This is a genomic window from Butyrivibrio sp. CB08, assembly GCF_003625485.1.
In the GTDB taxonomy this organism is placed as follows: Bacteria; Bacillota; Clostridia; order Lachnospirales; family Lachnospiraceae; genus Butyrivibrio.
This window is the reverse complement of the sequence record NZ_RAIR01000001.1, coordinates 230,122-245,230: the sequence shown is the minus strand read 5'-3', so window position 1 is coordinate 245,230 and position 15,109 is coordinate 230,122. Positions and strand designations below refer to the sequence as shown.

Here is a 15,109-nt window from a genome sequence, read left to right as displayed (position 1 = left end):
TCCTGAAAAAAATAATATGTCTGTTATTTAGTAGCTCTCCTGCACCGAGAATGTTCCGATGCCTTTGAGATAACAGTCAAAGAAATTAAGAATAATACCATTCATGGTATCAATGCACTCTCCCGCATCCACAGGTCCTGTTCCGAGCATGTCAGCAAGAGGTGGTGCTATAAGTGGAAGGTCAGTAAAGTTCATGTGTCCTGCGTCCTTAAAGTATGTCTCGTATCCGCAGAGGGCGTTCTTCATTACAACATTGTTTGCATACGCATAGGAATTCTCAATTGCCGCCATCTCCTGGTCGTGGTGCTCTTCATTCTCAATAGCAAGAATAGGGTTTGGATATGGGTCTTCGTTAATAAGAACAACTCCGTCCTGTACGCCCTTCTCCTCACCAAGCATTGTTCCATCAAGGTCGATGACAGCTGAGATATCTGCTCTTCTTCCCACAGTTACTGCAGTTGCTCCACCAAGGGAGTGGCCCATAAGGCCGATCTTTTCATAATCTGTGGCCTTAAGGACGTCGCAGATAAGGTCATTAAACTTGTCGTCCACATGCCAGTTGCCTGTTGGCTCTCCAAGAACTGCTGCTGCCTGAAGCTCATCTACAACAAAGTTCATATCAGCGATCCTTAGGTCCATCCACCTTGATGTGGTGTCATAGATCTCAGCCTCAGGAACATCACTTCCTCCGATATCAAGAGCAGTCTTAAAGAAATCAGAATTAACGATGACAGTCTTACCCTTGGAATCCTTGGTAAAGAAGGAGTGGTATGGATGGTCAAGGCTCACCACCACGTATCCGTGACTTGCAAGCTCCATGTAGGTTGAGCTGTTACTCTGGTAGTAACCAAAGGCTCCGTGACTAAAGATCACTAGGGGAAGGCTCTTTTCCTCCATCTGATCTATGTGCTCAGGAAAATAGAAATGCACCGGCACTTCGCGAAATGACCCGTCTGTTTCAAAGGACTCAATCCTTGATGGGTCGATCAGGATAGCTGAAGCCTCTTCATGCTGGTACTCTCCAGTTGTGGGCCTCTCCTTGTAGTTCATTTTCATTATGGTAGGAACCATGCAAAGGGCGAACAACAAAGTGCTGATCACAAGTATCGCAATAGCCCAGCCCTTCTTTCTCTTCTTGTTTCTGCTTGCCACAAGAAAAGAGATCATGGCGATCATTATAAGTAAAAGAATAATTCTGATCATTTCGCTTCCCTCTAAGAATTTGTTTTTTGTTAATGCTAGACTAACAGACAATGAAAAACAGATTCCAAAATTCACTTAATAGAATCATTTTTACACTGATTTATGATATCACAAGGTCAGTTACTTCCACGTGAGGATTTCTATATCTTGCAGAGCTCTTTTCTTTGCCGTGATGGATCGCGTTTGCAGGACAGTTCTGAATGCAGGCTCCGCAACTTATGCAGCTTTCGGAAAAGAGTGGTCTGCCGTCTTTAAGCTGTATATTCCCTGTTGGGCAAAGTCTTGCACACATACCACATCCTTTGCAGGTGTCTGTTATAGTAAAGCCTTCAGTCATTCCGGCCCCTGTAGGGTACTCGTAATTTTTCTTGTGGTTCTTTGTCATGTATTTTTTGAAAGGAGTCTCTTTCTTTATGAATTTCTTTTTCGCTACGATGTCGCCAAGGATGCTGTCTATAGCATCCTGCTGCCTGTTGCTTTCTTTTTGCTTTGCCATATCTGCAAAGGTTATACAGTTCTGAGCCATCTTGATGGTATTGATGTAATCAAATTTCCTTCCGTTTTTCAAAGTGATCCTGCTGATCTCATCGCAGACACTTCCAGGGAAGGTTCCGTAGGTTGCAATGGCAAAAAGGTAGCTGCAGTCGGCATTAAGGTTTTTCAGGAACTCTTCGATGTAAGGTGGAACGCAAAGTCCGTAGACTGGGAATACTATTCCAATAGCGTCTCCTTTGATCTCATAACTGTTTTCATTTATGAGTTTTGGGATTGCAATGATCTCTCCTCCCAGGCTCTTTGCTACATATAAGCTGTTTCCTGTCGAACTAAAATATAATATCTTCATCTGTAATACCTCCTGATTAGTTTAGTTGTATACTGTATAGCTACTATACTCTTTTGGTAAAAAAATGTGGTGGCAAATGCCACTCACATTTTATCTATTGCTTCATCAAAGGCCTGAAGGAGCTTTACCATGCTGTCTAAGGTTTTTGGTGGAATCTGATCAAGTATTTCTTCGTACATGGTTCCCACAGTCTCGTGCATCTTTCTGTGCTCGCTTCTGGCCTTCTTGCCTTTCCCAGTAAGGTACAGGCAGAGCGCAGCATCTGAGTCCGGGGATACTTTCTTTTCCACAAGACCCTTATCTACAAGCTTATAGACCATCTGTGAAGCGCCGCCCTTGGTGATACCGCGCATCCTGGCAAGGTTTGTCACATTGATCCCCTCGTAGTCTCCGATGATGGCGATGGTGTGGATCTCAGGCTGGGTCAGCACTATATCCTTGCAGTATGTCTGAGGTTTCTTTTCAAACTGAGAATACTTATGGATGATTCTCTCCATTAACCATGCAATTTCCTTATAGTCCTTCATACAATGGTCCCCTTATGGTTTCATGAGTTTTCCTACTCAATAATACCATAACTGTGGCCACAATAAACGCCAAGATATGACTTACAAGGAACGCAAGCCAGATACCCTCAAGGCCAAATGCGCCCTTAAAGATTATGGCTGCAGGGATTCTTATCACGATGTAGTAAAGGATAAGTAAAACCATTGCCTTGGAAGGCTGTCCAAGACCTGTAAGATAACCCTGCATACAGCTAGTGAGCATGTACAGAACATAACCGATACTGATTATCCTGAAGAACTGGGCAACTATCGCTGTTGCGCCCGCGCCCTGACCAAAAAGAGTTGTGAGCTGACCTGAGAAGGCAACTACCACTATGCTAAGTACTGCTATGAGTCCGCCACCCACAAGGAGCGCTGCCTTAAGGTAGTCCTCTGCCCTGTCTTGTCTCTTTGCTCCCGCACATTGTCCGACTATGGCAGTTATCGCCATGCACATGCCTGTTGTCGGCATAAACATAATGAGCTCAAGGTTTCTGGCTACTCCAAAGCCAGCCATAGCATCGATTCCAAATTCTGTGATAAAAGAGATCATGATAGCTGAACTTAAGGGTGGCATGATGGACTGAATTGTTGTAGGCACTGAGAGCTTAAGCATAGTTCCTACATCCTTCATGTTCACTTTCTTAAAATCCATGCTAAAGAGCTTATGCTTCTTGTAATAGATGATGGCATAAACAAGACACAGTACCTCTGATGCCACAGTTACAATAGCTGCTCCCGAAAGCCCCATCATCCTGATAAAAAATGGGTCAAGAATGGCATTAAGTACTGTAGTCATCAGCATGCCCTTCATCTGGAATGTTGGATCTCCAAAGGCTCTGAATATTGAAGTAAACTGCATGTACAAAAAGAGAGCCACGTTTCCTACAAGGTAGATCATCAGGTATGTTGTTGCATCCTTATATACTTCCTGGGGAGTTCCCATAAGTTTTAGAAGAGGCGCCGCAAGGAGCTCACAGAGGATGAAAATGATAAATGAAACTGCTGTTGAAACCGTAATGATCGTTGCTGTGGCTCCCGGGATCTCATCTTTTTTTCCTGCTCCCACAAGTTTTGCCACCATTACTGATATTCCATTTCCCATTCCCATGGCAAGGGAGTTAAGTACCAGTATTATCGCTGTTCCAGCTGTAAGAGCACTCATTCCATGCTCTCCAAGTAGATTTCCCACCCACAGACTGTCAACCATGCTGTAGATCATGGTAAGAGTCATTGCCGCAAAGAGTGGCATAAACATCTTGATAAGTGACTTCCCTGTCTTTCCATTTATAAAGTCTATTTTGCTGTTCATTATTTCCTCCTGTTAGCATAGCTTATATACTGTTTAGTTACTATACTCTTATCATAAAGAAAAAGCCGGCTCATGCCGACTTTTTCACTTTATTGGTATTAATTTACACGGGATTTACTCATTCCGCTTATCATATGACAATCCATCAAAAACTTTGACTTGTACAATCCGGGGCCTTTTGTGGAGCCCTAAGTCCCAATCCACCCGCAATATTGTCAAGCTCTTCATCATTTAATTCTATGCCAGCCTTAGAAATCAGATCCCTGACCTGCTCCTTAGTTTCTGCTTTACCTACTTTATCCTTAAGTTCACCGGTTAATTTCATATGAGGACCTCCTTTACGGGAATTTGCATTTACTACGTAATATTATATACGATATTAAGTTTAAACGAAAGTTCTACTTTCGCATGCGTTAACAGAACGACCGCCTCAGCGGTTCGCTGTTTCTGCTTCCGTCGTTCCTTCGGTCCTAGTAAGCAGGACTACTGTCTCGATTCCACGGGTGAATGGGAACATATCCACAGGGACAGCTCTTTTTACCTTGTAGCCCTTCCTGTCAAAGAGCTTTAAGTCATTGGCCAGAGAGTCAGGGCTGCAGGAAATGTAGACAACTTTCTTGGGAGAAAGAGTCTCAACCGCACCGATAAATTCTGGCGTTGAACCAGCACGTGGAGGATCCATAAATACAAGGTCTACCTTATCTCCAGAATCTGCCATCTGCTCCATGAACCTTGTGGCGTCGTTCTGGTAGAAGGTGATATTCTTGACCTCGTTGATCTTGGCGTTAAGGATTGCGTCCTTAACTGCATCCTTATTGAGTTCTACGCTTATCACCTCTTTAACGTGAGGGGAAGCAATGATTCCAATTGTTCCTACGCCGCTGTAGCAGTCAAGGGCAATCTCATCTCCCTTAAGGTCTGCCATATCGATTGCAGTCTTATACAGAATCTCGGTCTGAACCGGATTAACCTGATAGAAGGACTTGGGACTGATCTTGAACTTCATGCCGCAGCAGATGTCATAGATAAAGCCTGGGCCGTACATTGGCTTTTCCTTATCTCCAAGGATCATGCTGGTCTGCTTGTCGTTGACGTTAAGGACAATAGTAGTGATCTCCGGATGCTCTTTTCTCAGAGCCTTAACAAAGTTGTTCTTGGATGGGAAGATCGGGGATACTGTGACCAGTACAACCATGATCTCGCCCGTGTGCTTGCCAATTCTTATAAGGACGTGGCGAAGAAGCCCAAAACCGTTGTCCTCATCAAATGTCTTGATCTTAAAGGATTTAAGAAGGCCTCTTATTGTAGCGATGATGGCATCAGCCTTCTGGTCTTCCAAAAGGCATGAATCCACAGGAACTACCTCATGAGTTCCCTCTCTGTATATTCCAGATAATGGATTGCCCTTCTTGTCGTGGGTAAATACCGCATGAACCTTGCAGCGGTAGTGCTCAGGACTCTCCATTCCTATGAATGACTCAACTCTGCAATAGGGCTCCAAAAGCTCCTGTACCCTTGCGTGCTTCTTGCGAAGCTGGGTTGCATAAGGAGTGTCTATCATCTGGCATGCGCCGCACTTCTTAAATACCGGGCAGCGGCTTACGCTCTTTGGTGGCTCTGTCTTCTTTGGGGTAGGCTTTCTGCCTGTGTTCTTTGCTGGAGCCGTCTTTTTTCCTACACTCTTTGATGTTGGCTTTTTACCTGTTGTTTTCTTAGCTGCTGTCTTTTTCTCAGCCATGTTATCTCCTGTCTCTTTCGAAAAAACGAGCAGGAGAACTCATCCCCTGCTCTATAAACATTACTCTTCTTCCTTATCAAGATCCTCAATCTTGTTCTCAAACTTAAGCTCTGGCATCTCAAGGCCTGTAGACTCATCAGTTACCGCTTCTGATCTTCTGCGGATCCTCTCTGTGTTCTTGACCTCACCATAATCCTTAAACTTGATACCTTCGATACCCTGTGCAAGCTCTCTTGCTCTTGCGATCTCACCCTTGTTGATCTTGAAGGTGCAGACGATCTTGCTGCCGCTTCTGTCAAAGAGGCGCTGGAGGATTGATTTATCCTGCCATTCGATGAAATATGAAATCCTGTGTGCGAGGAACCTCTCTTCAAGCTGTTTCTTGCTGTCTACACTGTAGACTCTGCAGAATGGAACCTCGTTATTAAAAACCTGATTGTTCTGAATAATAGATGACATAAATACCTCACAAAAACTTTTCGTCAATTACCAATTATAAACTAGAGGCCTAATTCTTTCAAGGACACTATGAAGCCTCTAAATATGGTAAGATAAACACAGGAAATAAAGGAGATTTCGCCATGTTTGTCTTTGAAAAAGATCTTCCACAAAACGTAGGAATTGAACCTGCTAAGATAAAGAAAATCCTTGAAACACTGGATAAAAAGAACATTCCAATGCACAGCCTGCTTATCATGAAGGATGACAAGCTGGTATTTGAGAAATATTATGCTCCATATAAAAGAGATACCCTTCACAGGATGTTTTCCATAAGCAAGAGCTTCTCTGCGGTGGCGATAGCTCTTTTGTCCATGGAAGGAAAGATCAGTCTCGATGACAAGATCTGTGACTATTTCCCGGAGTATGTCTCAGACAGTACTCACCCCTATATTAAGATGCTCACCATCAGGAACATGCTCCAGATGCGCACCTGTCATGCAGCAAGCACCTATAAGGTTGATATGACATCAGACTGGGTGGAGAGCTTTTTTACAATTGAGCCCACACACAAGCCTGGCACCATCTTTCACTATGACACCTCTGCAGCTCACGTTCTGTGCGCTCTTTGTGAGAAGCTCTCTGGAACAGATATGCTAAGCTACATGAAGGACAGGATGCTAAAGTATGTGGACTTTAGCCAGAACTCCTACATGATCAAGGATCCCTTTGGCGTATCTATGGGTGGATCGGGCCTTATGGCAACCCCAATGGATATTCTGAAGTTCCTGTACATCATCAGCAAAAACGGCCGTATCAAATGTAATGACGGCGTTGAAAGAACTCTTTTACCAGAGCAGTTCATAAAAGAAGCTACATCCAACATCTCCGACACCCTCATGACTGGTCCAGTGCCCAGCGAAATGCAAGGGTATGGAATGCAGATGTGGCAGACAGAAAAAGGCGGCTTTGTGCTCTATGGCATGGGCGGCCAGCTTGGAATCAGCATTCCTCAAAGAAACATTCTGATCATGACAACTGCTGATACGCAAGGAATACAGGGTGGCAACCAGGTTATCTACGACGCCATATATGAGAACCTCCTTGGCAGCTCCCTGACCAGCTCAGCTACGCCAGCGCCAACCGCTGCTAAGCCCGGTGCCACTATCACAGCCTCCAATACGCCTGCCCCAAGTGGTTCCTACGCTGACCTTGTGGCCTACGCCAATTCCCTTAGGATCGCCCTTCCAAGGCTTCCTGAGAATTTCGCTTACACTGGAGCTTACAAGCCAAGGACAGATATCCCGGCTTTCATAAAAGAGATCGCCAGCCCCAGAGGCGGCTCCGAATATGCTGCCAGCTTCCATCTCGCCCCAAATAAGTCTGAGTTTGACAAGCTTACTCTGGTGCTTGATGATAACGGCCCATCTTCCATTACTTTTGAGCAAAAGAAAACCCCTCACACCATCTACTTTGGCTTTAAAGAAATGTGTGAAGGGATATTCCCAATTTATGATAACGCCTACACTGCAGGCGCCATGTGGACCCGGGACAACGTGCTCTACATCAAGGTCCACCTCATCGGCGAGAGCGTAGGCAGCGTGCAGTTCCAGATCTTCTTTGAAAAAGATGAGATCACTGTATTCATGCGTAAGATCGAAGAGACCTACTATCAGCTCTTTGACGGGCATCTCCAGGGACAGCTCATCTGACGCTTTGCGTCAGCACTCCAACTGCATATATAAATCAAAAACCCGCCACGGCAAGAGCCGTAGCGGGTATCTTTTTATAGTCCCATGTATACTCCAGGAATATCGTCCTCGGTAAGGTGGAAATCTCTTGAGCCCTCTTCGCGCTCAGCGGTCTCCATTTTAACTACGTTGACGTATCCGTCGTTGATCATGTCGATCATGTATACCACGATGTTAGGATCAAACTGTGTAGCTGCACCCTGCTGGATCTCTTCGATGATCTCGTCCTTGTTGAGGTGCCTTCTATAGACTCTGTTACTGGACATAGCGTCGTAGGAATCTGCAACGCCTACAATTCTCGCATAAAGAGGAATTGACTCGCCCTTAAGTCCCTCAGGATAGCCCTTACCATCGTATCTCTCATGGTGATAAAGAGCTGTCTCCCTTATTCCACGAAGTGAAGAAAGCTGCTTTAGCATATCTCCGCCTGCGATTGTGTGCTCCTGGATCTGACGTCTCTCATCCTCTGAGAGCTTGCCAGGCTTATTGAGTACCGCATCAGGTACACTGATCTTGCCTGCATCGTGAAGAAGTCCTGCGTAGTATACGTTCTGAACCTCATCCTCTGAGAGGTGCATTCTCTTGGCGATCTCTGCCGCGTACATGGCAACTCGTCTTGAATGGCCCCTGGTATATGGATCCTTGGCATCTATGAAGTTGATGAATGTGTTCATAGACTGAAGGATGATCTTGACGTCTGTCTTTTGTTTCTCGCGGTAGTTCCTAAGGTTAAATCTTGTTACGAAGAATCCAACAAAGAGAACTGCCCATATTACAAATGCTATGTAAATGACTCTCTTAATTGCTGAGTCTGAAACTATTGCTGCCTTGTAGCCTACAAGATGCATCATTGTAGGAGCAAAGTTATTGTCCTTGGTGTTAATTATGTATCCAAAGCTGATCTGGTCATCACTTGGTATGGCTGAGTTATAGGAAAGAGGTGTCAGTGTAAGAATGCCATCTCTTATTGTGGCTCCTGCATTCCAGCAGTCTGCGATCTCTGCGTCCTCAGGCACTTCCATATCTATGGTCCAGTTGCTGATATTGGACTTCTCGTTGTTATAGAGAGTGAACTCAAACTGGAGGCCGTAGTCTGTGGCATTTTTCCACTGCTTGACCTTCTGGCAGGTACTGTAGACCTTGTCAGACAACCTTACTCCAGTAAGACTCATATCCTGATTGTATTCGAGGGAGACATTGTTTCTAAGGCTGATATCCTCTACATAATATGCTGTTACTATTATGACGAGAACCGCCATAAATACCAGTAATGTCTCAGATGTCTTATCCAGCTTCATTATTGTTCCTCACCTTGCCTTCTATTATCTGCCAGATGGTGTTTGCGCTTTTGATTGTACATAAGCTCATCAATTGCCATCTGAAACTCTTTAGCACTCATCTTACTTGATGGATCGTAGACCATGCTGCCCATACTGACTTCTATCTGGTAGGGCTTTTCCTTTTTATAGTTCCACTTCTCAAGCTCATCTTCAACGATGTCGACAACATCCGCCAGTTTCTCTGCCTCCTGAACACCAGCCAGGATACAGAACTCGTCCCCTCCGAATCTGCCAATAGAAGCGTGCTGCGAAAAGACTTCGAACAAAATCTCAGCCACTTTCTTAAGAGCATAATCCCCCTCAATATGCCCATATGTATCATTTATCTGTTTGAAGTGGTCAAGATCCAGCATGATAGCTGAAAATGTCCTGCCACCCATCTGCGCGTTTTTGATCGCCTCCTCAAGACGTATATCCAAACCTCTTCTGTTAAGTGCTCCAGTAAGATAATCTACATCCAGATTCTTGGATTGAAGCTGGAAAAAGAGTATCAGAAGTCCTATAGCTATTGAAGCATAGGTCATATTCATCTCTGTAAAAGCTATCTGCAAAAATGCTCCCGCTGCAGCCAGTGTTGGAAGTGAAAAAATAGCCTTCCTGTAATCTGCATAGATACTCTCTCTGTAAACAACTGTATATAAAGTCAGTAGCAGACAGAATATCATCAGGAACACCGCTCTTGTTATGAATAGTGGTCCTCTACAATAAGTGGTTCCGTCAAAGTAGTAAAACCACTTGAGATTAAACAAAGTGGAAATAGTGACAAGAGCAAAATTAGTGATAACAAATATCCAATAAGCAAAGACAAAAGGCCTTCTCCCCTTAGTCCTGCCATTATCACCAAGCCAGCAATTAATGTAAAGAATCGCAAACAGATAATCTGCCGGGTCCAGTGCATAAATCACATAGTACCCAATCTTAGTCAGAATCAGATATTTTTCCGGATAAATCTCACCTATATGTCCGATGGTTTCAGACGCAAGAAGAACAAGCGTCATGACATCAAGACTAATAAACCTGTCACCCGCTTCCGTGTGAATGGTCTTTCTCTCAAATATCAAAAGAAGGACTAACAAAAGTGCAGTATAAAAGTTGAGTATTATCCAGCCAGGTATTTGCACTTTGTCTCCTCTTTCGTGTGTTAGTAGTCTAAAGAACAAAACCCGTAAGTCTATTATACAAAAAAGCACCATGTTTTAAAACAGCAAACATGGCGCTTTTTGACATTATTTTCGTAATTTTTTGTGAACTTTATTACCTTTGGATACGTCCTGAGCCATCTCCACCCGCAAGTTTGTTGACTTCGTCAACGGTAACAAGGTTGAAATCGCCTTCAATAGAGTGTTTGAGAGCTGATGCAGCTACAGCAAACTCGATTGTCTCCTGAGGTCCAAAGTTGTTTACGCAGCTGTAGATAAGTCCGCCGCCGAAGGAATCTCCGCCGCCAACACGGTCAACGATGTGAAGAGCATACTTCTTGGAGAAGTAAGCCTGTCCATCAGTGTAGAGCATTGCGCTCCAGTTGTTGTCGTTAGCTGAAATGCTCTCACGAAGAGTGATAGCAACCTTCTTGAAGCCAAATCTGTCTGTGAGCTTCTGAGCAACCTCGATGTAGCCCTCTCTGTTGAGCTTACCAGTTGTAACGTCTGTTGAAGAAGCAGCGATGCCAAATACATCGTTAGCATCCTCCTCGTTAGCGATGCATACATCTACATACTGGCAGAGCTCGCCCATAACCTTTCCTGCCTTCTCCTTGCTCCAGAGCTTACCTCTGTAGTTAAGGTCGCAGGACACTGTAAGGCCGTGCTCTTTAGCCTTCTTACAAGCCTCTAATGTGATAGCTGCAAGAGAATCACTTACAGCTGGTGTAATTCCTGTGAAGTGGAACCACTCAGCACCCTCGAAGATCTCATCCCAGTTGAAATCAGCTGGAGAAGCCTCAGCGATAGCTGAATGAGCTCTGTCGTAGATGCACTTTGAACCTCTCTGAGAAGCACCCTTCTCGTTGAAGTAGATACCTACTCTGTCGCCGCCTCTTGTGATCTTAGATGTGTCAACGCCGTACTTTCTAAGAGAGTTAACAGCTGCCTGACCGATCTCATGCTTAGGGAGCTTGGTTACATATACAGAATCAAGACCATAGTTAGCAAGAGAAACTGATACGTTAGCCTCTCCGCCGCCGAATGTAGCCTCAAGATGGTCTACCTGTACGAATCTTAAATAGTTATCTGGCTGCAGACGCAGCATGATCTCACCAAATGTAATTACCTTTTTTGCCATTTTATTATTCCTCCATTAAATATATCAGTTGAGACAAAGATGAACTGCAAAACCGCCAAAGTTGTCAGCAAGGTATGCTACCTTAAGGTGACCTTCAGCATCATATGAATATGATGACTCATCAAACTTAACGCCCTGCTTGGAAAGGTGATAAACAGCTCTGTCAACGTTATTGCAGCCGATAGCGATGTGTCCGCTCTCTCCGCGGCCCTTAGCCTTCATAACCTCAACAAATGATCCTGCAAATACAGAAGAGTTGCCAACCTTCTTGGTAAATCCAAAGAGATTATCGAACATATCAGCAACAGACTCAGCAGCCTCAGCGCTGTCCTGGTTGATTCCGATGTGCTTGAGCTTGAAGCCCAGCATAGCGTTAACTGCATCTCTTGTCATCTCTTCAATCTTGTCGAACTTGCCTGCAGCGATGAGGTCCTTCTTGACCATCCATGTACCACCACAGCAGAATACCTTGTTGAATCCAAGGTAATCATTGAGGTTATCCTTGGTAACTCCGCCTGTAGGCATGAAGTGCATCTTGGTGTATGGAGCAGCCATAGCCTTGATCTTGGCAATACCGCCGTTCTGCTCTGCAGGGAAGAACTTAACACAATCAAGTCCAAGCTCGATAGCCTGCTCAACTTCTCCAGGAGAAGCTGTTCCTGGAACTACAGGAACTCCGATAGACTGGATGTACTCAACATTTGATCTGTTGAATCCAGGGCTAACGATAAACTTGGCGCCTGCTGCCTTGGCACGATCTGCCTGCTCAGCATTAAGTACAGTTCCAGCTCCTACGATCATCTCAGGGAACTTCTGAGAAATGATCCTGATTGCTTCCTCAGCAGCCTCTGTTCTGAATGTAACCTCTGCTGCTGGAAGTCCGCCCTTAATAAGCGCCTCTGCAAGTGGCTCGGCGTCCTTGGCGTCGTCGATAGCGATTACAGGCACAATACCAATTTTGTAAAGCTCTTCACAAATCTTATCCATTGTTATTACCTTTCCTTTTATAACTATTTAAATTTAATTACTGTGCTTCGTTCTCATCAATATCTGTGAACTTGGAAGGATCAAGGTTGTTAGGATCCTGTCCGATGTAAGCTGAAATACCACCGTCGATGTAAACTACCTGACCATTGATGAAGTCAGATGCTGGTGATGCAAGGAATACTGCAAGGCCCATAAGGTCCTCAGTCTTGCCCCATCTCTGTGCAGGTGTCTTGGAACGGATGAATCTGTCAAATGGATGCATTGATCCATCAGGCTGCTTCTCACGAAGAGGTGCTGTCTGAGGTGTTGCAATGTAGCCAGGTCCAATGGCGTTGCACTGGATGTTATACTGACCATACTCAGAGCAGATGTTTCTTGTGAGCATCTTAAGTCCGCCCTTAGCTGCTGCATAAGCAGAAACTGTCTCACGGCCAAACTCAGACATCATTGAACATGCGTTGATGATCTTGCCTGATCCCTTCTTGATCATTGCTGGAAGAACAGCCTTAGAGCAGATGAAAGGACCTGTAAGATCTACATCGATAACCTGCTGCCACTGCTCAACTGTCATCTCAGTCATAGGAATTCTCTTGATGATACCAGCGTTATTAACAAGGATGTCAATTGTACCGCCAACTGCCTTCTCAGCGTCAGCTACAAACTTAACAACCTGGTCTTCTTTTGTTACGTCGCAAACAGCACCGTAAGCTTCGATGCCGCGCTTTTTGTACTCTGCAAGGCCCTTGTCAACAAGCTCCTGATTGATATCGTTAAATACAATCTTGGCTCCTGACTCAGCGTAAGCTACTGCATAAGCAAGTCCAAGGCCGTAAGATGCGCCTGTGATCCATGCTACCTTGCCTTCAAGTGAAAAGTTCTTTAAAAAGTCTCCCATTTTTAACCCTCCTGAAATTGAAAAATTGAATAATAGTGTTTTGTTTATATTAGAGAAGATCTGTCATTGCACAGTCGTCCATGTCATCGAAGTCCTGGTTCTCTCCAACCATTCCCCAGATAAAGGTATAAGCCTGTGTTCCGCAGCCCGAGTGGATTGACCAGCTTGGGCTGATGACTGCCTGCTCGTTTCTCATGATGATGTGTCTTGTCTCTGTAGGCTCTCCCATAAAGTGCATTACGAGAGCATCCTCAGGAATATCAAAGTACAGATAAACTTCCATTCTGCGGTCGTGGGTGTGGCATGGCATTGTATTCCATACGCTTCCTGGCTTAAGCTCAGTCATACCCATCTCCAGCTGGCAGGTCTCAACCTGTCCTGGAAGGATGTACTTGTTGATGACTCTGTGGTTGGCCTGCTCAAGGCTTCCCAGCTCCTTCTTGTTCTCATCCTTGATGATGACAACGTCCTCAGAAGGTGTTCCCTCTCTCTTAATGAGAACAGTTGGATATGTCTTGTGGGCAGGTGCGCTGTTGATGTAGAACTTGGCAGGCTTTGCGGAATCCTTGCTGGCAAAAGAGATATCTCTTGCTCCCATTCCTATGTACATACCCTGCTTGTACTCAACCTCGTACTTCTTGCCATCAATGGTGATAATTCCATCTCCACCGATATTGATAACACCCATTTCCCTTCTCTGAAGGAAATACTCAGCGCGAAGCTCATCTCCTGCTGTAAGCTTAAGTTCCTTGTTAACTGGAACTGCAGATCCTGTTATGATCCTGTCGATGTGGCTGTACACAAGCTTGATGTCATCTGGCTGAAACAGATCATCAATTAAGAATTCTTCTCTGAGTCTCTTGGTGTCATAGTACTTCTCGTCCTTGGGTGAACATGCTGTTCTAAGTTCCATAACTACCTCCAATACATGAAATCTTATTAAACCACTATCATCATAATGTAAACAATATTCAATTTCACTTCATTTTTAGGTCAAAAAGTTGCAAATCTTGACTAATGTAAGTGCTTTCACATAATCATTCTAGCATGTCCTCTTTTTTATAACATTGCAAAAATTGCTAAGAAACATTCTTTAAACCATTTATAAACTTTCTCTAAATATTTGGTCAGTCATATATACAGCCACAAAATCTAGTGCTAGAATTCAAAATTGGTTGTACAAAACAACTCTTTGAGGGAGGAGATGTTATGAAAACTGATGTGATAAACAAGGTGCTTGCAGGCCTTACTGTGGCATCCATTTTCGCAGTGCTGGTTGCCTGTGGAAAGAGTGCTACTAGTGCTTCCGCTAACACACAGGAAGCAGCTTTAGAAACTGCTGATGTGGCTCAGGAAGCTGCAGACGAGGACGAAGGTATGATGAGCCTTGAGGAGCAGATTCAGGCTGTTCAGGACACCCTTACATTTATGGGCGGACTTAAGACAGCAGATGGCGCTGCTAAGGACATCGACGTCGCAATGTTCAGAAATGACCAGGGCGATCTTATCTACATCTACGTAGAAGACGGCCATCTTGACTATGGCATGTGGACAACAGAGGAAACCACAACTGCTGATGGCAAGACTTACGCCAAGCTTATTGGCGGAGAAAAAGAGTACGGCTACTACTTTAATGAAGACCTTAAGACAGGCATCATCGTTGACAGCGAGGGAACTGTTTACGATGCAGTAGAGCTTGACGAAGGTGTAGCCAGAGCGTTTGTAAACACTACTCTTGGTGGCTGAGCAAATTGAATTTGTTATGAGGAAAAAAGA

The 15,109-nt window shown here is 44.5% G+C and carries 15 protein-coding genes; 2 read left to right on the top strand and 13 right to left on the bottom strand.

All coding sequences use genetic code 11. The features are described from left to right. Positions 1 to 27: 27 nt before the first annotated feature. The 7 genes from D6855_RS01140 to D6855_RS01110 all read right to left on the bottom strand — a co-directional run bounded on the left by D6855_RS01140 (position 28) and on the right by D6855_RS01110 (position 6,101). A complete protein-coding gene (locus D6855_RS01140) occupies positions 28 to 1,203 on the bottom strand; it encodes an alpha/beta hydrolase family protein (RefSeq protein WP_120737181.1) in 1,176 nt (391 codons plus the stop codon). A 100-nt stretch (positions 1,204 to 1,303) separates the two neighbouring features. After that, positions 1,304 to 2,047, bottom strand: coding sequence for an EFR1 family ferrodoxin (locus D6855_RS01135; RefSeq protein ID WP_120737179.1), 744 nt, complete (start codon positions 2,045 to 2,047; stop codon positions 1,304 to 1,306). Positions 2,048 to 2,130: 83 nt separating this feature from the next. Next, entirely contained in the window at positions 2,131 to 2,574 is a 444-nt protein-coding gene (locus D6855_RS01130) for a MarR family winged helix-turn-helix transcriptional regulator (RefSeq protein ID WP_120737177.1), read from the bottom strand. Then, the gene (locus tag D6855_RS01125; protein WP_120737175.1) at positions 2,561 to 3,904 is read right to left on the bottom strand and encodes an MATE family efflux transporter; all 1,344 of its coding nucleotides are present in this window, start codon (positions 3,902 to 3,904) and stop codon (positions 2,561 to 2,563) included. Before D6855_RS01125 ends, D6855_RS01130 begins: the two co-directional genes overlap by 14 nt. 145 nt (positions 3,905 to 4,049) lie before the next feature. Continuing rightward, positions 4,050 to 4,229 (bottom strand): hypothetical protein, encoded by a 180-nt coding sequence (locus tag D6855_RS01120; RefSeq protein ID WP_120737173.1) that lies wholly within the window; start codon positions 4,227 to 4,229, stop codon positions 4,050 to 4,052. Between the two features lie 105 nt (positions 4,230 to 4,334). Beyond that, entirely contained in the window at positions 4,335 to 5,642 is a 1,308-nt protein-coding gene (gene rlmD, locus D6855_RS01115; protein WP_120737171.1) for a 23S rRNA (uracil(1939)-C(5))-methyltransferase RlmD, read from the bottom strand. A gap of 60 nt (positions 5,643 to 5,702) precedes the next feature. Then, positions 5,703 to 6,101: a hypothetical protein gene (locus D6855_RS01110; protein WP_120737169.1), complete on the bottom strand. Its 399-nt coding sequence runs from the start codon at positions 6,099 to 6,101 to the stop codon at positions 5,703 to 5,705. Between the two features lie 122 nt (positions 6,102 to 6,223). On the opposite strand from D6855_RS01110, the gene D6855_RS01105 reads away from it, so the two are divergent. After that, positions 6,224 to 7,792: a serine hydrolase domain-containing protein gene (locus D6855_RS01105; protein ID WP_120737167.1), complete on the top strand. Its 1,569-nt coding sequence runs from the start codon at positions 6,224 to 6,226 to the stop codon at positions 7,790 to 7,792. Between the two features lie 74 nt (positions 7,793 to 7,866). Here the strand turns inward: D6855_RS01105 and D6855_RS01100 are convergent, their stop codons facing one another. The 6 genes from D6855_RS01100 to kduI form a co-directional block, all read right to left on the bottom strand. Next, complete coding sequence (locus tag D6855_RS01100; protein ID WP_120737166.1) at positions 7,867 to 9,129, bottom strand: HD domain-containing phosphohydrolase; 1,263 nt, start codon at positions 9,127 to 9,129, stop codon at positions 7,867 to 7,869. Further along, on the bottom strand, positions 9,129 to 10,292 hold the full coding sequence (locus D6855_RS01095) for a GGDEF domain-containing protein (RefSeq protein WP_158589437.1): 1,164 nt from the start codon (positions 10,290 to 10,292) through the stop codon (positions 9,129 to 9,131). The genes D6855_RS01100 and D6855_RS01095 overlap by 1 nt, the downstream gene beginning before the upstream one ends. A gap of 133 nt (positions 10,293 to 10,425) precedes the next feature. Next, positions 10,426 to 11,451: a sugar kinase gene (locus D6855_RS01090; RefSeq protein ID WP_120737161.1), complete on the bottom strand. Its 1,026-nt coding sequence runs from the start codon at positions 11,449 to 11,451 to the stop codon at positions 10,426 to 10,428. A gap of 24 nt (positions 11,452 to 11,475) precedes the next feature. Continuing rightward, entirely contained in the window at positions 11,476 to 12,438 is a 963-nt protein-coding gene (locus D6855_RS01085; protein WP_120737159.1) for a bifunctional 4-hydroxy-2-oxoglutarate aldolase/2-dehydro-3-deoxy-phosphogluconate aldolase, read from the bottom strand. A gap of 37 nt (positions 12,439 to 12,475) precedes the next feature. Beyond that, complete coding sequence (locus tag D6855_RS01080) at positions 12,476 to 13,333, bottom strand: gluconate 5-dehydrogenase (protein ID WP_120737157.1); 858 nt, start codon at positions 13,331 to 13,333, stop codon at positions 12,476 to 12,478. Positions 13,334 to 13,382: 49 nt separating this feature from the next. Further along, positions 13,383 to 14,246, bottom strand: a complete 864-nt coding sequence (gene kduI, locus D6855_RS01075; protein WP_120737155.1) for a 5-dehydro-4-deoxy-D-glucuronate isomerase — start codon at positions 14,244 to 14,246, stop codon at positions 13,383 to 13,385. A gap of 296 nt (positions 14,247 to 14,542) precedes the next feature. Between kduI and D6855_RS01070 the strand changes: the two genes are divergently transcribed. Then, complete coding sequence (locus D6855_RS01070; protein ID WP_120737153.1) at positions 14,543 to 15,079, top strand: hypothetical protein; 537 nt, start codon at positions 14,543 to 14,545, stop codon at positions 15,077 to 15,079. The last annotated feature ends 30 nt before the right edge of the window (positions 15,080 to 15,109 follow it).